This is a genomic window from Pseudolactococcus yaeyamensis (assembly GCF_054658615.1).
The window spans coordinates 1-18,961 of record NZ_BAAGGP010000057.1 but is presented as its reverse complement, the minus strand read 5'-3'; the positions used below and the strand labels follow the sequence as shown (position 1 = coordinate 18,961).

General features: G+C 36.7%; 18 protein-coding genes and 1 pseudogene. 17 read left to right on the top strand and 2 right to left on the bottom strand.

Annotated features, from left to right (window positions below):
- From ACYQ21_RS10785 to ACYQ21_RS10750, 8 genes and pseudogenes are all read left to right on the top strand, one after another.
- Nucleotides 1-252, top strand: a 252-nt coding sequence (locus tag ACYQ21_RS10785; RefSeq protein WP_460058435.1) for a hypothetical protein, incomplete at its 5' end; no start/stop codon positions are given.
- Nucleotides 242-445, top strand: a complete 204-nt coding sequence (locus ACYQ21_RS10780) for a hypothetical protein (protein ID WP_460058434.1) — start codon at nucleotides 242-244, stop codon at nucleotides 443-445. The genes ACYQ21_RS10785 and ACYQ21_RS10780, both read left to right, overlap by 11 nt.
- A gap of 85 nt (nucleotides 446-530) precedes the next feature.
- Nucleotides 531-1,139 (top strand): hypothetical protein, encoded by a 609-nt coding sequence (locus ACYQ21_RS10775; protein ID WP_460058433.1) that lies wholly within the window; start codon nucleotides 531-533, stop codon nucleotides 1,137-1,139.
- A gap of 75 nt (nucleotides 1,140-1,214) precedes the next feature.
- Complete coding sequence (locus ACYQ21_RS10770) at nucleotides 1,215-4,193, top strand: SpaA isopeptide-forming pilin-related protein (RefSeq protein ID WP_460058432.1); 2,979 nt, start codon at nucleotides 1,215-1,217, stop codon at nucleotides 4,191-4,193.
- A 148-nt stretch (nucleotides 4,194-4,341) separates the two neighbouring features.
- The gene (locus tag ACYQ21_RS10765; protein WP_460058431.1) at nucleotides 4,342-4,566 is read left to right on the top strand and encodes an excisionase; all 225 of its coding nucleotides are present in this window, start codon (nucleotides 4,342-4,344) and stop codon (nucleotides 4,564-4,566) included.
- A 53-nt stretch (nucleotides 4,567-4,619) separates the two neighbouring features.
- Nucleotides 4,620-5,777, top strand: coding sequence for a tyrosine-type recombinase/integrase (locus ACYQ21_RS10760; RefSeq protein ID WP_460058430.1), 1,158 nt, complete (start codon nucleotides 4,620-4,622; stop codon nucleotides 5,775-5,777).
- Between the two features lie 155 nt (nucleotides 5,778-5,932).
- A pseudogene (locus tag ACYQ21_RS10755) lies at nucleotides 5,933-6,973 on the top strand (glycerate kinase family protein).
- A 180-nt stretch (nucleotides 6,974-7,153) separates the two neighbouring features.
- Nucleotides 7,154-7,699 (top strand): DNA-3-methyladenine glycosylase I, encoded by a 546-nt coding sequence (locus ACYQ21_RS10750; protein ID WP_460058429.1) that lies wholly within the window; start codon nucleotides 7,154-7,156, stop codon nucleotides 7,697-7,699.
- 39 nt (nucleotides 7,700-7,738) lie between these two features.
- Here the strand turns inward: ACYQ21_RS10750 and ACYQ21_RS10745 are convergent, their stop codons facing one another.
- Nucleotides 7,739-8,563 carry a DUF975 family protein gene (locus ACYQ21_RS10745; RefSeq protein ID WP_460058428.1) on the bottom strand — a complete coding sequence of 275 codons (825 nt, stop codon included), beginning with the start codon at nucleotides 8,561-8,563 and terminating at the stop codon, nucleotides 7,739-7,741.
- A gap of 186 nt (nucleotides 8,564-8,749) precedes the next feature.
- Here ACYQ21_RS10745 and yajC point away from each other — a divergent pair, with 186 nt between their 5' ends.
- From yajC to rseP, 5 genes are all read left to right on the top strand, one after another.
- On the top strand, nucleotides 8,750-9,097 hold the full coding sequence (gene yajC, locus ACYQ21_RS10740) for a preprotein translocase subunit YajC (RefSeq protein ID WP_460058427.1): 348 nt from the start codon (nucleotides 8,750-8,752) through the stop codon (nucleotides 9,095-9,097).
- Between the two features lie 213 nt (nucleotides 9,098-9,310).
- On the top strand, nucleotides 9,311-10,057 hold the full coding sequence (locus tag ACYQ21_RS10735; RefSeq protein WP_460058426.1) for an isoprenyl transferase: 747 nt from the start codon (nucleotides 9,311-9,313) through the stop codon (nucleotides 10,055-10,057).
- Entirely contained in the window at nucleotides 10,054-10,848 is a 795-nt protein-coding gene (locus tag ACYQ21_RS10730; protein WP_460058425.1) for a phosphatidate cytidylyltransferase, read from the top strand. The genes ACYQ21_RS10735 and ACYQ21_RS10730 overlap by 4 nt, the downstream gene beginning before the upstream one ends.
- A gap of 106 nt (nucleotides 10,849-10,954) precedes the next feature.
- A complete protein-coding gene (dxr, locus tag ACYQ21_RS10725; RefSeq protein ID WP_460058424.1) occupies nucleotides 10,955-12,148 on the top strand; it encodes a 1-deoxy-D-xylulose-5-phosphate reductoisomerase in 1,194 nt (397 codons plus the stop codon).
- Nucleotides 12,149-12,232: 84 nt separating this feature from the next.
- Nucleotides 12,233-13,474: an RIP metalloprotease RseP gene (rseP, locus tag ACYQ21_RS10720; RefSeq protein ID WP_460058423.1), complete on the top strand. Its 1,242-nt coding sequence runs from the start codon at nucleotides 12,233-12,235 to the stop codon at nucleotides 13,472-13,474.
- A gap of 54 nt (nucleotides 13,475-13,528) precedes the next feature.
- Here rseP and ACYQ21_RS10715 read toward each other — a convergent pair whose 3' ends face one another.
- On the bottom strand, nucleotides 13,529-14,200 hold the full coding sequence (locus ACYQ21_RS10715) for a helix-turn-helix domain-containing protein (RefSeq protein ID WP_460058422.1): 672 nt from the start codon (nucleotides 14,198-14,200) through the stop codon (nucleotides 13,529-13,531).
- A gap of 309 nt (nucleotides 14,201-14,509) precedes the next feature.
- On the opposite strand from ACYQ21_RS10715, the gene ACYQ21_RS10710 reads away from it, so the two are divergent.
- The 4 genes from ACYQ21_RS10710 to ACYQ21_RS10695 all read left to right on the top strand — a co-directional run bounded on the left by ACYQ21_RS10710 (nucleotide 14,510) and on the right by ACYQ21_RS10695 (nucleotide 17,913).
- Complete coding sequence (locus ACYQ21_RS10710; RefSeq protein WP_460058421.1) at nucleotides 14,510-14,929, top strand: hypothetical protein; 420 nt, start codon at nucleotides 14,510-14,512, stop codon at nucleotides 14,927-14,929.
- Between the two features lie 16 nt (nucleotides 14,930-14,945).
- Nucleotides 14,946-16,028 carry a hypothetical protein gene (locus ACYQ21_RS10705; protein ID WP_460058420.1) on the top strand — a complete coding sequence of 361 codons (1,083 nt, stop codon included), beginning with the start codon at nucleotides 14,946-14,948 and terminating at the stop codon, nucleotides 16,026-16,028.
- Nucleotides 16,009-17,382 (top strand): C47 family peptidase, encoded by a 1,374-nt coding sequence (locus ACYQ21_RS10700; RefSeq protein WP_460058419.1) that lies wholly within the window; start codon nucleotides 16,009-16,011, stop codon nucleotides 17,380-17,382. Before ACYQ21_RS10705 ends, ACYQ21_RS10700 begins: the two co-directional genes overlap by 20 nt.
- 174 nt (nucleotides 17,383-17,556) lie before the next feature.
- On the top strand, nucleotides 17,557-17,913 hold the full coding sequence (locus ACYQ21_RS10695) for a hypothetical protein (protein ID WP_460058418.1): 357 nt from the start codon (nucleotides 17,557-17,559) through the stop codon (nucleotides 17,911-17,913).
- Nucleotides 17,914-18,961 lie beyond the last annotated feature (1,048 nt).

Genomic DNA, 18,961 nt, shown 5'->3' with positions numbered 1-18,961 from the left:
TTGAAAGAATTAGGCTTTGATTTTTCTTCTATGCCACAATTTAACATTGATTTAAGAGGGAATTTAGACGAAATCAAAAAAGTTAAAAGCTTAAAAATAATTGCCAATGTCAAACTACTTAACCCTATAGTAACCTTACAACGTACTAAAGCGCAAGTATCTGTATCTAGGAGAGGTTACAAACTTGTAGCTCAAGGCTTATCTTTTTTACCACAAGCTACTGAAAGAAAGGAGCATACTCATGTATCTTAAAAAATTAGACCCCAAAACACAAAAAGAGTACAGTAAACTTAAACCGTTTGTCTCAGGCACTTGGTATCTCAAGATGAATGAGGATGGCACAAAGGCAAGAAATGCGAAAGGTAGTCCGTTACTGACTTGTATGGCAGATGAAGACCTATGTTTAGCTTTAGCTGTTGGCGAGTTTACAAGGGTAGAAATTTAGGTCAGGTAAACCGTGCAAAAGCGCACCAGATATGAGATAATAGAGTTATCAAAACAATCAAGTAAAAAATAGGAGTATGAAAATCATGATAGAAAAAATTAAGGCAACAACGCTTAAACAACGTTTAGCAGTAGGTGCTATCGCTTTGGTTCTAATCGGTGGTGGGACTGGTCTAGCAGTCCATCAAAACAATGTCGCAAGCGCTAAAGCTGAAAGCAGACAAGAAAAGCTAGAAGCGGACAAGAAAGCTAAGCTAGACAAACACTTGAAAGCGGACAAGGAAGCTAAGGCTAAAGCTGATAAAGAAGCCAAAGAAAAGGCGGACAAAGAAGCTAAAGTTAAGGCACTTAAACTTGAAGCTGACAAAAAAGCTAAGGCAGAAAGTGAAGCCAAGGCAAAAGCTGATAGTGAAGCTAAAGCGAAGGCTGAAAGCGAAAAAGCACAAGCCGAACAACAAGCGCAGGCGGTAGCTACTCAACAAGCTGAACAACAAGCCCAACAGGCGGTGGCACAACCAGAGCAACAACAACCTGATTATGGCTATGCACCTCAACCAGAAACACCAAGCGCACCAAGTAATTCAGCACCTGCCCAAAATTCAAATGATGTTAAAATCGACTGGTCACAAGAAGGTCGGGATAAAGCTGAATTAGACCCCGGCAAAGGCTATCAAGGTGGGTCGCCATGGGATTAAAACAATCGAAAAAACGCTTAAAAGAGAAGTCTACAATGATTTCTCTTTTTTATGTAGAAAAAAGGAGATAAATATATGAACGATAACTTTAAACAAACACATTTCAAAACATGGAAATCTGGCAAAAAATGGCTATATAGCGCTACTGCTTTGGCTGTTTTAGTCGGTGGTATTGCGCTTAGTCAAGTAGTGCCACTTGTCTCGCCAACAGTTCAAGTGGTATCGGCAGATGTCGTCAACGGTACTCAAATCGGAGAAATCAACGGAAAACCAGTTGTTAAAGCACAATCAAATGACATGGCTTCAGCTAGTTTCCAAGGCACGGTTGATGGACTTCTGGCAAATGCTGATTTAAATGGTGTCCGCTATGTCGCAGATAACATCGCTTGGCAATCAAACACCACACTTCACAACGGACAATCACTTTCTAGCTTTGGCGATTCTGCTAGATTTACATTAGGTCAAGACGGTTTCCAACCTACCGATTTAGCAATTCATATTGACCATAACTATTCTTTTGCTGTCATGAATGTCGGCACAATTACTGACACAACAACAGGCGAAAAAATCCCTGTCTCTATGAGAGTAACGAACAACGGCTTAGAACACGGTAACGACGGTCAAACCAATAACGACGCCATTTTCGCAATTCGTAATGAAGGTAGCACGGTAACGATTGGATCGGTCACACCAGTAAACGGTACAGATACAGGCGGTGGGCAGTCCGAAAATGGCGGTGGTTCAGGCGGTTCTGTTGGAGACGGCTCACTTGTCGGTTTCCTAAATAAAAATCGTACGACCGTAGCACTCGTTCGGACTGACAACGGACAAGAAATTCCTGACACTGAATTATTAGTCGCTATGAAAGTTAGTGATGTGGACGCCAACCAACTCATTGAGGTTGGTGGGAATGGTGCTTTAGGTTATATCGTCAGTCCTGACACTGCTCTTTCAGTATCAGGAAACGGCTTACGTTCAACCTCGAACGGTGCAACGATTACAGATTCGCCACTTTTAACCTCTAACTCATATGTTGTTTTAAAACGCTTCAATAAGTCTTTGGTTGACATTACTTATCTTGACGGCGCAGGTGACCATAAAGACCTTGTCTGGGCTTTATTTGGCTATCTACCGTTCAAGGTAAATGTTACGGGCGACCTACAAATTATCAAGACAGGTGCGACATCAGGCGATAAGATGTGGAATGGGAATTATTCGCTTAAAGGTAATGAATTCACGGTTAAAAACGTGCTAACAGGTAAAACCTATACCGCTACGACTGACGAAAAAGGTAAAGCCATGTTAAAAGGCTTACCAGTTGGCTTTTATGATGTACCTGAGACAAAGGCAAGTAATGGCTTTGTGAATAGCTTTAAGACAGTACGTGTCGAAGTCAAGCCAAACGGTCAAACTGCACTAGGCTACAATGAAGCCAAAGGCACTAACACCGAAGTCAAGGGCGAAAATGAACTTTTGAAACTTGACAAAGAAACAGGCACAACCGAGCCACAAGGTAAGGCTGAACTCAAAGGCGCTGAGTACATGTTAGTCCATGATGATGAGAGTACTGGTTCAAGTCCACACAAAAAAAGCGACCCAGTTAAATGGTCTGAAATTCCAGCCCCTCTATTGATTTCTGGTACGAAAGTCACAACTTCCACCATCAACGGTAAGAAAGTTAATCATGGCGATAAAGTCGTTCTAAAAGTTGATGATGTCAAATTTAACCTTGCGATTGGTAACTTACCAGTAGGTAAATATCATTGGGAAGAAATCAACGTGCCAATCGGTTATGTGACAGATGATAGTGATTTGTCGTTTGAAGTTAAGAAAAAAGATGACACTACCCAAAACATTGTCACACCTCAGACAAAGTCTCTTGAACAAGCTATCAAAATTAAACTCTTAATTCAGAAAAAAGTTGAGATTGCTGGCGAAAGCGCTGATAGTGGCTACAATGATATTAAAATCAATGTCACGCCACGTGAGGGGACAGATGCAGACCCTCAAACGATTACCACGGGTATCTTGAATGATGAAGATGGTTATGCAAATTTTGAGGGTATCTATGGCGATTATGTCATTACAGAAGACCCTAGCACCTTACCGAAAGGTACTGAGTTATTTGAGCCAATCTATATCCACACGGATACTGACCCTGAAACGGATAAAATCACACTACAAGCGACTTATAAGGCTTATGCGGACGAGGAGGGGGCTGTCCCGCTTTCAGGTCGTCAATTCTCCCAATCTGATAATGAAACAGATAAGAATGAAAACCTAACTGGTACAGTCGCAGGTGCAGTCTCTTCTAAAGTGCCTTTTATCAGTCTCTCTAAAATTGTCTTGACGGATAAAGCCACACCACTACCACCAGAAACACCAAGTATTGATGTGGAAAAATCAAGTGAGAAAATTCCACAAGCAGGACAAGGCAACAACCTTGATGAACCAAACAATATTGGTCTAGGAGATGCGGATACCAAGGAAACGGCAATCAAACTTGATGATAAAGCCAAAACCATGTATTTCCGCTTGACTAATAACGGTACTGAGCCACTGATTGACATTGAACCATCTGATAAAACAATCATCGGCAACAAACTGGTTAAAGACATCAAGTACACATATCAAGGCAAGGCGCTTACGCTCAATAAAAGTGGTGTGCTAGAACTTGATGGTAAAATCTTTGAATTACCATTAGATGGCTATATTGAAGCGATTGGTACGCTTGAAAAACTTGCGGACGGAGAAACACACGCTGACGAAATCACGGTCAAAGCCAAAGGTAAAAACAGCGGTAAGACGGTTAGTGATAAAGACAAATGGTATGGTGTAAAGGAAAAAGCGCCTGAAACACCTAAAAAGCCTGAACCTCCCAAAACACCAGAAACACCCGCTAAACCAGCTGAACCAAATCTCCCCATGACAGGCGAACAAAAAGCGATAATCGGTTCAGTTATCGGTGGACTGCTTGTGTTGTCTATCACTGCCTACAAGCACAAGGGCATTATCCAAGCTCTAGCAAGCGTTAAGGATAAAATCAAGAAGTAGACCCTAAACACAAAATAGGGGCATTAGAAAGCCTAGAATGAGTTTCTAGGTGGCGTATCTTAGTTTAAAGGTAAAACCACTTACTATAAGTGATTATAGGTTCAACTCCTATGAGATACATAAATTGAAAAAAGAAAGGGGGAGACCTATGGATATAAACAATTTTCCTGATATTTTGGTGGATAAAGAGTATTTGATTGATAATTTCTTTCCGTCATTCAAGCTGAAAACTTTAGAAAAGTACATGACAGATATTAGAAAAACGCCAGAATTTGAAGATGTTTTAACACATTCAAGCACACGAAAAACGCTAATCAATCCGAAAGGCTTTTTTTTATATCTCAAATATAGAGAAAGCAAGATGTATCAGTAAAAATGGTATAATTAGTTTATTCAACTAATGATATACCAAGAAAGGTGGGTATATTGTTTTACAAAAAAACAAGTAACGGCAAGTACCGTTATTATGAAAAATATTATGACGAAAGTGAGGGTAAATGGAAACAAGCGACAATTACGCTAAATTCCAAAACCAGACAGGCACAAGGCGAAGCGAGACGAAAACTTGAAGCAAAGATTGAAAAGAAATTGCTTGAAGATGATGTCAGCAAAAGACTAGGACAAAAAGCTAACAAGATAACCGTTAAAGAGGTTTACGAGGAATACCGTGCTTTTAGAAAGCAAGAGCTTAAAGACAGTACGTTTTCCACACAAGAGAATGCTTTAAACAGTATTCTGGTAAATATCCTAGATAAGCGGATAAGAAGTATCTCAAGCAGTTATTTTCAGAAAATTTTTATGTTAAGTTCAAATTCGCTCTCATATAAAAGATTGCAAAAAACAATCATCAGTTCATTTTTCAAGTATGCGATAAAAATAGGTTATATTGATAGCAACCCGATTGATAGAGTTGAATTACCTAAACAAAGAAAAGAGATTGAGGAAATCGAACGAAAAAGAGCTAAATTCTTTTCAAGGGAAGAAATGGCGCTATTTAAACAATATTTTGGGGTTTCCTCTAACGAGATAAGAATGAACCTCTTAATTGAATTTATGTACTTTACAGGTCTGCGTATTGGCGAGGCAATCGCTTTGATGTGGGAGAATATAGACTTAGACAATCGTTGTATCAATGTGAAATACAATATTGACCATCATAGTGCTAGCTTAAAATCATTTAAATTAACATCACCTAAGACTGAAAATTCGTATCGAAAAATTTCTATTAACACGAGATGTGTTGAAATACTTCTTGAAATGAAAGCCATGAATTTAAAGATTACCCCTTTAGACCAACGCTTTATTTTTCTAGGCAATACAGGCAATTTGATATATCCTGAGAGATTAAATGTCTATCTTAAAAAAATTGGTAAAATAGCTTGTATTGCGAACAAGAACCCAGAAGACTTTTCAAGCCATATGTTAAGACATTCGCATATTAGTTTACTAACAGAGTTAGGCGTGCCTATTAAGGCGATTATGGAGCGTGTGGGGCATAAGGACGAAAAGACAACCATTCAGATTTATACTCATGTGACTGAGAAAATGAGGTCTGATGTTAGTGATAAATTGGAAAATATTTGACTGAAAAACTAACCAAAAAGTAACCAAAAGTTGTGGTTAGCGTGGAGATTATAAGAGAATGTAAGAGCAGCATTAAGTCGCTAGAGACCTTTAAATATGGGCGTTTATAGGACATTGGAGAATGATAGAGAGGGAAGGGAAAATATACTAAACTTATGAAAATTCTAGCAGCGATTGATTCATTTAAAGGCAGCGCCACTTCTGAGCAACTAAATGCTGCAGCTTTATCTGGTATTTTAGCAGCATTTCCTGACCTACAGGTACAGAGTATACCGATTGCTGATGGCGGTGAGGGCGTTTTAGATGTGCTTGCTTATCAGGAAAATGCCATCAAAAAGACGACTCAAACAACTGATTTATCAGGACGTCAACTTGAGGTACCTTATCTATTACTAGGAGATACAGCAATTATTGAGTCAGCCAAAATCATCGGGATTAATTTAGTAACAGTCGGACCTGAAAGCATCTCACGCGCAACAACCTTCGGATTAGGTGCAGTTGTGCAATCTGCCATTCAAGCAGGCGCCAAAACAATTATTGTGAGCTTGGGAGGCACTGGAACCTCTGACGGCGGGCAAGGCTTTTAAAAAAGTCTAGAGACAACCGATTTATCAGGTGTGACCCTTATTGGGGCAAGTGATGTGACCAATCCTTATTACGGGGAAAATGGTGCAGCCACTATTTTTGCAGCCCAAAAAGGTGCAACAGCGGCACAAATCACTCAGTTTAACGCGCGTGATGCACGATTTGCACAAGAGCTGTTGAAGGATCGTGGTATTGATTTACAAAAAATACCAGGAACAGGTGCAGCTGGTGGACTTGGTGGTGCGATTGCTTTACTAGGTGGTCAATTGATTTCGGGGTTTAAACTCATTTCTAATTTAGTTCATTTAGAGCAAGCTATTTTAGAATCAGACCTTGTGATAACAGGTGAAGGTCATCTGGATTATCAAAGTTGTCAAGGTAAAGTCGTTTCAGGCGTGGCCAAACTAGCAAAAAAACATAGGAAACCATGTATAGCGGTAGTTGGCAGTCGCTCGGATAATTTGGGAAGACTTGAAAAAGATTTGACTGCTATTTTTAGTATCCAAACAGGTCCGATCGATTTGGCTAGTGCAATCAATACCGAAACGACTCTAAAAAATATGGCGATGGCAGTGCAAAATGTTGTCCGTGTTTTTGAATTGCGCAAATAATAACAAAAGAAAAAACACATCGAGACTTTTTCTTTGATTTAAGTAACGACCTCATGAATGGATTATAATAATTTATATGAATAAATCTGATATTCATACTGCTGTAATCCCACCAGTACATTTATACAAAAACTGTGATACAATTTAAGGATAGATACAGGGAAAAATGGAGAAAATCAGATGACAAGATGTGGTTGGGCGAAGTCAACGCTGGAAATCGCGTATCATGATCAAGAATGGGGAAAACCCAAATATGATGATGCTATGCTTTTTGAAATGCTGATTCTTGAAGGTATGCAGGCTGGTCTGAGTTGGTCCACGATTTTAGCTAAGCGAGAGAATTATCGCAAGGCTCTGGATGGTTTTGATCTACAAAAAATCAAAGATTATAATCAAGATAAGTTAGATGAGTTGCTACAAAATACAGGACTAATTCGCAATCGCCTCAAAGTGCAAGCAATTGTTAAAAATGCTAAGGCTTTTATTCAGGTTCAAGCAGAATTTGGTAGTTTTTCAAGCTATCTCTGGCAGTATGTCTCAGATCAACCCATACAACATGACTATCAAGCCTTATCAGATATCCCAGCCAGTAGTGATATTTCTGAAAAGATGAGTCAAGACATGAAAAAAAGAGGTTTTTCATTTGTTGGTCCGACTATTTGTTACGCCTATATGCAGTCTGTCGGATTGGTAAATGACCATCTTGTCTCGTGTGATTATCGATAATAGTATAGCAAAAAAAGCAACCAAGTTTGCTTTTTTTGATTATAACCGTTCTTGAATCCGTGCTTCATAGAATGCAACCATAGACATTTCAGTGTAAGGCATGGTCCAGATTTTAGGTAGACCGAAAAAGAAATTACTTAGAATATACCAACCGATAAAAGTTAAGTTAAAGAGGAAGTATTTAAACTTATAACCTTTCATCATTTTTTTTGAAGTACTCAGCACATCCCAGATGCCTTGATATTGGTTATTTTTAAGTTTATCATATAGCACATAAGTTGCTTGTGACCAAGCAAAGCCAAGGTAAATGGCGAAAATCCAACTGATAACAGGGAGAAAAAATAGAAGGAATAAGATTAATTGTGACCAAGCAACGCCAAAGAAAATCATGTAAATCCAACCGATAAAAGGGGTAAAGGATAAAAGGAAAAAGATTATTTGTGTGACAAGTGTTAAGATAGCGATTTTCCAGAAAGAGTTGTCATTAAAAGTTCTAAGAATGTCTTTGGATAAATTGATATCTTCTTTTTTACCACGAAAAATTTCTAAATAGTTGAACATGCTAGCTGTTTGAAAGACAGTCACGATAACTGTTATAAAGAAACCAATAACAAGTGAAACGATAATGATTGGGATTGCAATCGCAAGAACCAGTCCCCAATCAATATTTGAAAGCACATCAGGATCGCTAAAAAAATCAATATTTGAATTTTCTAAACGATATCGTAATGAAGTTGTTGGCGAATTAGAAAAACGGCCTGTAAGAATTGATAATGCTAATGGCACAATAAATAAAAGTATTTTTTGGATAAAATTATCTTTAAGTGCGTATTTTGCGGCCTGTTTAAGTTCTGAACTGGTCATGTTTACTCCTAGTTGTAAGTCTTTTAACAATATTTTATTGTAATTATCATAACATTTTTATCAAAAATTAGCAAAAATAAATCTAATCTGGTATAAGATATGAAAACTGCTTCTCAAGTGTCATGCTTTTTTTATTGCTTATAATTTGCTATAATAGAAATTATCAAAAATAAATGAGGTAAAGACATGAATTTTGTAATTTTGATCATTCTCTTTGGAGGAATGATGTGGTTTATGCAACGTAACCAAAAGAAAGCCGCAACGAAGCGACAAGAGCAACTTGACAATATGCAACTAGGTTCTGATATTGTAACAATTGGTGGCTTACATGGTATTTTGGCAAGTGTTGATAAAACCAAAGGGACGATTGAATTAGATGCTGAAGGAGTCATTTTGATTTTTGATCGTGCAGCAGTTAAAACAGTTAAACCGATTGTAACTACCGAAGCACTTGATGCTGTGATTGCTGATGCTAAGACAGAAAGTGTTGATACTAGCGAAATAGTTGACAAACAAGATTCACCTTTTGTATAACACATAACAATAGGCCAAGTGGCTTATTTTTTTTAGAATTTTTATTGAAAATGTGTTAGAATTAAAGGAAGCTCGTAAACTAGATGGCAAGGAACTAGTACATCATTATTTAGAAGTCTAAATGATATTAATTATGTGGTGTTGCTGATTTTGACTGCATTGCAACATGCTAGTGAGTAATCAGGAACGATGAATTAGAGGTATGTGGTAAGAATGGTAGAAACATCTCATAAAGTAGCAACGCAAAAAATTCCCAATCATTTGGCAGTTATCATGGATGGCAATGGTCGGTGGGCGCAGCGTCAAGGAAAAGCACGTGTTTTTGGTCATAAAGCAGGTATGGATGCCTTGCAGACGATTGCTATTCATGCGCAAAATCGAGGTGTTAAAATCATGACCGTCTATGCTTTTTCGACAGAAAACTGGACGAGACCAGCTGCTGAAGTCAAATTCATCATGAGTTTACCGATTGATTTTTATGAAAGATTTGTCCCAACCTTGAATCGCGAAAACATCCGAATTGCCATGATTGGTACACGAGAAGGTGTCCCAAAAGCAACGCTGAAATCAATTGATAGAGCGATGGTTGATACGGCGCAAAATACAGGGATGATTTTGACTATTGCTCTGAATTATGGTGGACAAGCGGAAATTTTAGATGCTGTTAAAGCGTTGGCGGCAGAAGTTCAAGAAGGGGTGTTGTCGATAGATGATATCACACAAGCAAGTTTTGAGCAGCACTTAACGACAGCGGTTTTGCCAGAAGCCTATCGGAATCCTGATTTTGTCATCCGAACATCAGGCGAAAATCGATTGAGTAATTTTTTACCGTGGCAGACGGCTTACAGCGAATTATATTTTACAGAGACATTATGGCCAGATTTTGATGAGGCTGCGTTAGATTTAGCATTTGACGTCTTCTCACAACGAGATCGCAGATATGGGGGAATCAAAAAATGACACAAAGAATTATCACAGGTGTTGTCGCAGGAGCTATCTTTTTAGGCTTAGCGATTATAGGTGGCACACCTTTTCATGTTTTAGTAGCTTTACTCGTTATCCTTGCTATGGGTGAATTATTCAGGATGCGCAAGTTAGAAATTCTATCTTTTGAAGGGATTTTAGCAATGCTTGCAGCGCTATCTTTGTCTTTACCGACAACGCAATATTTTCCAAAACTTGGGCTAGATAGTAATTTTACCTTGTTTACTCTATTTTTATTGATCATGATGGGGGTGATGGTTTTTACCAAGGGTAAATATTCTTTTGAAGATTTAGGATTTCCATTTTTATCGGCTTTTTACATCGGAATTGGTTTTCAGAATTTGATAGCAGCACGTGAGAATAGTTTATTTATCCTATTTTTGGCTCTGTTTATTGTCTGGGCAACAGATTCAGGTGCCTATTTTGTTGGTCGGAAATTTGGTAAGACAAAATTGATTCCGAGTGTGTCACCAAATAAAACAGTTGAAGGGTCATTGGGTGGCATTGCTTCAGCTGTTGTTGTTGCCTTACTGATGGTCTTTCTTTATCCTAAGCAAGCACCTCAGATTAATCTACTTCATTTAGTTATTTTAGTGGCTATTTTCTCTGTTGTTGGACAACTCGGTGATTTGGTAGAATCTAGTTTGAAACGTCATTTTGGTGTCAAGGATTCAGGTAAAATTTTACCGGGTCATGGTGGTATTCTAGACCGTTTTGATAGTCTCATTTTTGTTTTTCCGATGATGCATTTACTTAGTTTATTTTAATTTTATCTGACTTAATATAAGGCTTGTGACTCGTGTGATGACATCATGGCGCAAGTATTGGATAAGCATGTTTAATTAATTTAAGATGAAGGAGGGAGTTAAGGACATGACAAAGAAAAAAATTATTTTATTGGGGGCGACAGGAAGTGTCGGTGTGCAGGCATTAGATGTGATTGCAGCACATCCTGAGCAATTTGAATTAGTTGGTTTTGCTTTCGGTAAGAACATTGAGAAAGCGCGTGAGATTATTCAAGTCTTTTCTCCTAAAATCGTTGTTGCAGCGCAAGAATCATCACAAGTCGCACTTGTCAAAGAATTTCCAGATGTTGAGATTCATGCAGGGAGTGAAGGTTTAATCACATTAGCTCAAACAGAAGTTTACGATATTTTGCTCAATGCAATCGTGGGTTCTGTTGGCTTCCCGCCAACAATTGAAGCGGTGCAACTTGGTCGTGATGTTGCCTTAGCAAATAAGGAAACTTTGGTCGTTGCAGGTTATACAATTATGGCAGAAGCTAAGCGGACTGGTAGTAAAATTTTGCCTGTTGATAGTGAGCATGCGGCGATTTTCCAAGTCCTCCAAGGTGTTGAAAAAAGTGATGTCCGCAGTTTGACGATTACAGCTTCAGGTGGATCATTCCGTGATCAAACACGTGAGGAGTTGCTTGATGTGACCCTTGAGGATGCTTTAGCACATCCCAACTGGTCGATGGGAGCTAAAATCACGCTAGATTCTGCGACTATGGTTAATAAAGGTCTGGAAGTGATTGAAGCGCATCATTTATTTGAGATACCTTATGATGATATCCATGTTGTGTTACATCGGGAATCCGTCGTGCATTCAATGGTGACGCTTAAAGATGGTGCTGTTCTGGCGCAACTCGGGGCAACGGATATGCGTGAGCCGATTCAGTATGCCTTATCCTACCCGAGACACTTGACCGTGCATCATGAAACACCGTTTGACTTGACTAAAATCGGTGCCTTGCATTTTGAAAAAATGGATCTGGTTCGTTTTCCCATGTTAGATTTGGCTTATCGGGTAGGTAGACTAGGCGGTGGCTATCCAGCGGTTTATAATGCAGCAAATGAAATCGCCAATCAAGCCTTCCAAGATGGTAAAATTACTTTCTTAGAGATTGAACAATTAATTACACGTGCCGTTTTTGAACATATGGAATTTGATGGGCAAACCTTAAATCAAATTTTAGCCTCTGATAAAAGAACACGTCAAAAAGTAGCGCAGTGGGTTGAAGATTTGACCCAAGAAAAAGATTTTGAGCAGATTGAAGTTTCGTAGAAACTCCGCTTGAACGAAGTCATCAGCGTAGGTCAAGTGTCAAGATTTCACAAAATGAAATCGTAGAAAGGTAAATAACATCATATGGTACAAAGTTTAGTCACATTTATCATCATTTTCGGCATTATCGTCTGTGTCCACGAGTATGGTCACCTGTATTTTGCTAAAAAATCAGGCATTTTGGTGCGAGAATTTGCGATTGGTATGGGACCAAAAATTTATGCCCATCAAGCGAAAGATGGCACTGTTTATACCATTCGGATTTTACCTTTGGGCGGTTATGTTCGCATGGCTGGTTGGGGTGAAGATGAAACGGAAATCAAGACTGGCGCCCCTGTGAGCTTGACACTGAATGCTCAAAGCCAGACGGTAACACGTATCAATCTCAGTGATAAAGTGCAGTTTGGTCAAGCGCTACCGATGCTCGTGACAGATTACGACTTCGAAAAAGCCTTAACCATTACCGGCGAGGTCAATGGCGAAGTCATGACCTATGCGGTGGCTCATGATGCGACGGTTGTTGAGGAAGACGGTACGGAGCTGCGCATTGCGCCTTTAGATGTCCAGTATCAGAGCGCAAGTTTGCCTGGTCGAATGATGACGAACTTTGCGGGACCGCTCAATAATTTTATTTTGGGTGCGGTGGCGTTTGTTCTGGTTGCTTTTATGCAGGGTGGTGTGCAAGATTTGAAGACCAACAAAATCACGGTGTCGGACCACAATTATCCAGCTTATCAGGCGGGGTTGCGGACGGGTGATAAGTTGGAGTCGATTAATGGTGTGCCAATTTCTGATTGGTCGGAATTGTCTAAGGCAATTGGTCAATCTGATGGTAAGGCTATAAAAGTTATAACTGATAGCAAAACGCTTACGATTACACCTAAGAAGAAGGATAGGTCGTATGTCATTGGGATTACACCATTTCTTAAAACAGGTTTTGTAGACAAAATAACTGGGGGTCTAAAAGAGGCGTGGACATCTGCTTTTGCGATCATTAATGCTTTGAAGGATTTGATTTTACGTCCGGATATTAATAAATTGGGTGGACCGGTTGCCATGTACAAGATGTCTGGTGAGGCAGCACGTGAAGGTATTACGACGGTTATCAGCTTTATGGCACTTTTATCTATTAATCTGGGGATTTTCAATCTGATTCCGATTCCTGCTTTGGATGGTGGTAAAATTGTCATGAATATCATTGAAGCGATTCGTCGCAAACCGATGAAACAAGAGCATGAAAGTATCATTACCCTTGTCGGTGTCGGTATTATGGTTGTTTTGATGATTGCGGTGACTTGGAATGATATTTTACGGTTGTTTCGGTGAGTAATAAAATTTTAGTTTAAAAACACGAATGTTTTAATTGTTCGTGTTTTTTAATTATCTTTTTCGATAATCTAGTGGTGTTTGGGAGGTTTTGTTTTTGAAAAATCTGATGAAAGAGCTAGTATTCATAAAGCCGATACTATCAGAAATATCGTGAATAGAGTTATCAGTATATTGAAGTTGGTGACAAGCGTGCTCTAACTTTAATTTTGAAACGAAATTTGAAAAAGTAAGATTGGTTTGATTTGAAATTTCATTTTTGATTTTTCTCTGGCTTACTTTTAAAATATTTGAAATATCTTCAAGTGTTGGATTTATCGCAAGATGATTAAGAATTTCATGCTTGATAGAGAAGTAGAGTGTTTTAGTTTTGAGATGTTTGGATAAGTGAAGATAAATTTTAAAACATTTATTTTTAATATCATGGTTATCTAAGATAGGAAAATGATAAAAATCAAGTATTTTATCACGACTAGTTTTTGAACGAAAACCACCATAAACGAAGGCACCAAAGAGTGTGTCGTCGTTAGTTTTTTGAATCGGAAAGGTAGAATAAATTAAATCATAGTACCCTCTAAATAAAAATATTTCATTTTCAGTAAAGAAAAAATTTTGACGAAAATTTTTATAATGTTGATACCAATCTCCAGCAAGTTTTGAATTCAATAAGATTGGATGGGTATTTTTAAGTTCCAAAATCTCGTCTTTAATATAATCGTGATACATGATGAAAGGGATATCGTTAAATTGTTTTAAAGATTTAAGGAAAGTTGTATTACTAAACAATTCTCTCAATTCTCGTTTATACTAGCATAAAATTAACAAAAAATCAAGTATGTAATTTGGAAGTCCTGATTTCAGAAAAAAAGCGAAAAAGATAATGAAATGAAAGGAATTGTTTATTTAAAGTGAAATATTAAGATGATAAGATAATAGTATATATTAGCTCAATCTAATTTGCACATAAAATACGTGCATAGATGATAGGACGTAATATCAAATAATTAGTTAGAAAAATGGAAGAAGGGGTACAAAATGAGGTTAAATTGGAAAAAATATCTACTGGGTATAAGTGTTATAGTTTTAGGATTGAGTCTATTACTTGTACTTTTCATAAATAACAATAACCATAAAGAGATATATGGGAAAACTAAAGTTTCAGTAGTTAAGTCAAAAAGTAAAAGTGTTGAGAATTCACAATCTGAAAAACGATCAAGTAATTCAGAGGGAGATAGAAAATCACACCAAGTCAATTCTACTACTGAAGAAGAAAAAAATATCATTGAACTAAAAAAAGATATTGTCGAGCAAGGCATGTATATACGTTTAAATGGTAAGTTAGAATTAGCGACTGAGTCTAATTTGAAGGATATAGAAAAGAAAATAAAAAAACCTATTATTTATAGTATGGATAAAGATGGGGAAAAGATAATAGTAGTTGCTGATTCAGAATAAAGATAGGGAGAATGAAATGAAATTAAAAAAATTATTGATACAGTTAGTGATGTTGATTGGTGTGGGGTTTGTTTTACTCCCATACTCAGCACAAACGGTACTTGCGCTTACAAGTGATAATACAACGACGACGATTGATGATGTTAAAGTAGATCTTAAGCAAATCAACGAAATAGCCAGACCTACTTGGCAAATCATCAATTCAAATGATGGAAGAGATGGTAAAATTTCACAATCACTTGCTGCTTCGGTTGTTTTTGTAGTGAATGCTGATACTCAAAATGACGGTTGGTTATCGGCATCAGATATGTTAAGTTGGTTATATCCAAATGATACGTTTGAGCAATTAAAAAGCGAGAATGTTAGTGCTGAACAAACTGTGGCATGGTTAAATTCTAAAGGCTATACTGCTAGTATTGTTAATCGACCATTGACAACAGATGAAATTAAGAAGAGCTTAGATAACACAAGTCCAATTGTTACAATTTTTGAGAGTCAAGATTCAGCAAATTGGCTAGAAAAACAGACAACAGGTGTACTTTATGCGCATACGGATGTTGAAGCAGGTACAGAGAAACTTCACCAGTCATTTGTTAAAACAGCTTATCATGGCGAATTATTTATTCAAGATGGCACAGAACAGAATTCATTTAAGTTTGAAGATCAATATGAAAATCCCAATTCAGAGATTGCTGCTTCTGATTATAAATGGGTTAAATCTATAACAGATATTAAAAAAGATCCAACTTGGGAAAGTAGTTCAAAAATTTTAAGTAATCGTGCTTCGGGAATTTTTAACGTTACTTTGACTAAATCTGGGAATGATATTACAGGTGCTGAATTCACTGATCCAGATGTTCAAGCATTACGCCGAAAATATCCAGTAACGATAAAAGATAGCGAGACTAAATTAGCAGCAGTTTCCTTAATTAATCTTTATTTTGATGGTGAAAACCAAAAAACTGTTGCAGATTTAGAAACTTTTGCTAAAATAGAGACAAGTCAAGAGGTAACTGGAGAACAAGTTGTCAACTGGTATAAATCTTTAGGTTTTTCTTGTGATACCTTCACAAGGAAGATTGACCAAAGATTTAACTAAATCTCTTTCAAGTTCAGGTAAGTTATATTTAACGATATATAAAGCCTTGAACAAAAATGAAAAAATTCCGCAACTTGCCTCAATTGGTAAAGGTTTCATAGATAATAATTTTGGTTATAGTCCAGATATATCGTCAGTGATACAAGATCAAGGTCTTTCTATATTTTACAATATAAATTGGAACGGTCAAAACGCCTACCAAGAATATTTAGCAAGAAATAAAGCGTTTGAGTATAATAATTTTAAAAGAGTTGATCTCCATGATGCGGAAGTTCAAGGGGATTATCAGTCGGATTTGACAATCTATAACATTCGTCAAAAATCTGCACCGGAAGTTGATAATACGCAATTTAAACCAACTATTCCTAATATTACTGCACCTGAAAAGACTGCTACTTTTAATTCTAGTAATAATTTTCAAATTCGTGAAACACAATGTTCAGAGCCTTGGTGTGCTGCATATGTAAATGCAGCTGCAATTAATACGCTTGGAAAAGCTATCGATACACCAATTACGACGGCAAAAAAGATTATGCAAGCGGATCGTCCAGATTTATCAGATGAAGAACTTAGTAAAACACAAGGTAGCACGATTGAAAATTTTGTAAATATCATTAATTCAAAATATAATATGGGTGTGACGGTCGAGGATCGTGCTCTAAGTTTCGATGAAGTGAAAAAAGAAATTGATGCTGGTTTGATTATTGAGATGGATGTTTATGATGCTATTGCTGAGACGTATGAAGAGAAATTAAAAACAGAACATGCAGTAGCGATTGTTGGCTATGTAACACCTAGAGATGGTGATAAAAGCAAAGTACCTTATTATGAAATTTGGAATCCATGGTGGCCAAGTACATTTTATATTCCAGCCAATGCGGAAACTTTCAATCTTGGCGGTATAAATTATAAGTGGGGTAGGTCTTGGCATAATTGGCGTCACAATGGTTCAGTATCAGTAGATGAATCTGCTGATAAACAGAAAGTTGCAAGTATGGGGAATCCTATAGCAGTTAAACAAAATCTTATTCCTAAAAATCCATTATTATGTAATGCTACTTTTTTCTCAAGCATAAATCAGAAGGTAATGGAGCAAAGAGTTAGTGAATTTGGGAAAGAGAAAGCTGTTTCTGGGAAAAATGGTACTTATGCATATAGTAAAGGAACAGATGGAAAATGGATTAGAATAAGGAAAAATAGTAAAGTAAAACAAACGAATGAACCAGTGTTGGATGCCCCAGACGGTTTTAGAGAATGTGTTGATGAGATAAAAGATATAAACGATAATTTCTTTTGGACGGGAATCGGAACTAATATAATTATGCTTGCTGTTGCAATAGTTGGTGCTGTGTAGGGCCCAGTTGTATTAGCGGCTGTACTTAGCTCTGTTATTGGACAACTTCTAGGTGGAATGAGTAATTACTTTGACCTAATTGGCTTTGCAAAAAATATTTGGGATTGGGTTTCATATAGTAATAAGGCAGATAATTATTTTGCTCAAACAAAGAATGTTAAGGTATAGATATAGATGATGAAAAAATATCGAAGTTATCTTTTATTGACATTGAAAATCTGTTTGTCTCTCTTTCTATTTATTATACCGTTTATCATCAGCACATATGAAATTTCAGGTACGATTGGTTTGTTATGGAAAAACAACAACTTCTATATTTCTCTTAGTAATACAAAACAAATAGCATTTGTATCTCGAACTGATGATATTATTTCAGACATCTGTTATTTAGTCGCTTTATTGATACTGCATAGAAGTATAAAACCTGAAAGATTATCCCTGACTAATAAAGTTCTTTTATTTGTTACAGCACTTGGTATAGCAGATATAATTGGGCAATTAATTGGTTTAGGAATCTTAGTTTTAAAATGATTAGTATAATTTTTTTACTGATTATAATAAACTAAAGTAAGAGATAAAGATGAAAAAAGTTGAATTATCAAGTTTAATATTTATTCTAACATGTCTATTTTGCGTTTGCTTATATATTTATTTCAGCCCGCCATTGATAAATCAAGGCACCTCTATGCAGTCATTTAATGAGTTGATAAAGTTTTCGAGAAAAAGGCTTCTGATTTCTGAACTCATTTCTTTAGGTGCTATATTAATTGCAAAGTTAATTATTTTTATAATCAATTATTGCGTTCGTTTTTTGCCCATGTATGAACAACATATTGACTATTATTTGAAATTGGAAAAATCTTTGCGATACTTGCAATGGATAATGAATGGTTTTGTGTTAGTAAAGCTTATGTCTTTGGTATTTAATTGATTTAATATGCTTATATTTTTTAAATGGAGAAATGATGAAAATTAATTCAGTATTTGTTCGGAATGTTTTCGTGATTTTAGGCACTTTAAGCTATATTTTTCTTTTCTACCAAACGCATGGTATTTGGGGTTTAATAGCAGATATAATCATTTTACTCTTGACTTTTATTATTGAGATAAAAGTTTCTAATACAAGATTAAGTTCTCGTATATTGGGTGTATTAAAAAAGTCAAAATTTATTCTCAATATAGTTAAAATGATTATTTTTTGTCTAATGATACTGTTTCCTATAGTCACGTTTGACATTATATTAATGATTGCTATATCTGCATATGTAGCTGACTATTATATGAAAAAGAAAGAGTGAAATACTGATTTTTAGATTGAAACTATGAAATTAGAGGATGAACGACACTGGGTGAAATGACTGTTTATGAAGGTGATGCATCATTAACATGTTGCAAACCTAAAAATAAAAAAGAAGAAATGCGACTTCTAGGATTTTTAAGTTTCTGTGCTACCACGACAAACGCATGAAATAAATAATTCCCTAGTATCTCTATTTATGTTAAAGTAAAAGAAAAGCTATTAAGGGAGTTCATGATGTACGAAATCTACGCGTATTTAGAAAGCGTCACAGATCCGCGC

Excerpts from the sequence above, each read along its gene's own strand:
- ACYQ21_RS10715 (WP_460058422.1), bottom strand. The coding sequence starts at position 14,200 with ATGTATCACGATTATATTAAAGACGAGATTTTGGAACTTAAAAATACC.
- ACYQ21_RS10735 (WP_460058426.1), top strand. The coding sequence starts at position 9,311 with ATGGTAGAAACATCTCATAAAGTAGCAACGCAAAAAATTCCCAATCAT.
- ACYQ21_RS10710 (WP_460058421.1), top strand. The coding sequence starts at position 14,510 with ATGAGGTTAAATTGGAAAAAATATCTACTGGGTATAAGTGTTATAGTT.
- ACYQ21_RS10695 (WP_460058418.1), top strand. The coding sequence starts at position 17,557 with ATGATGAAAAAATATCGAAGTTATCTTTTATTGACATTGAAAATCTGT.
- ACYQ21_RS10775 (WP_460058433.1), top strand. The coding sequence starts at position 531 with ATGATAGAAAAAATTAAGGCAACAACGCTTAAACAACGTTTAGCAGTA.
- ACYQ21_RS10780 (WP_460058434.1), top strand. The coding sequence starts at position 242 with ATGTATCTTAAAAAATTAGACCCCAAAACACAAAAAGAGTACAGTAAA.
- ACYQ21_RS10765 (WP_460058431.1), top strand. The coding sequence starts at position 4,342 with ATGGATATAAACAATTTTCCTGATATTTTGGTGGATAAAGAGTATTTG.
- ACYQ21_RS10745 (WP_460058428.1), bottom strand. The coding sequence starts at position 8,563 with ATGACCAGTTCAGAACTTAAACAGGCCGCAAAATACGCACTTAAAGAT.
- ACYQ21_RS10770 (WP_460058432.1), top strand. The coding sequence starts at position 1,215 with ATGAACGATAACTTTAAACAAACACATTTCAAAACATGGAAATCTGGC.
- dxr (WP_460058424.1), top strand. The coding sequence starts at position 10,955 with ATGACAAAGAAAAAAATTATTTTATTGGGGGCGACAGGAAGTGTCGGT.
- yajC (WP_460058427.1), top strand. The coding sequence starts at position 8,750 with ATGAATTTTGTAATTTTGATCATTCTCTTTGGAGGAATGATGTGGTTT.
- ACYQ21_RS10730 (WP_460058425.1), top strand. The coding sequence starts at position 10,054 with ATGACACAAAGAATTATCACAGGTGTTGTCGCAGGAGCTATCTTTTTA.
- ACYQ21_RS10750 (WP_460058429.1), top strand. The coding sequence starts at position 7,154 with ATGACAAGATGTGGTTGGGCGAAGTCAACGCTGGAAATCGCGTATCAT.
- rseP (WP_460058423.1), top strand. The coding sequence starts at position 12,233 with ATGGTACAAAGTTTAGTCACATTTATCATCATTTTCGGCATTATCGTC.
- ACYQ21_RS10705 (WP_460058420.1), top strand. The coding sequence starts at position 14,946 with ATGAAATTAAAAAAATTATTGATACAGTTAGTGATGTTGATTGGTGTG.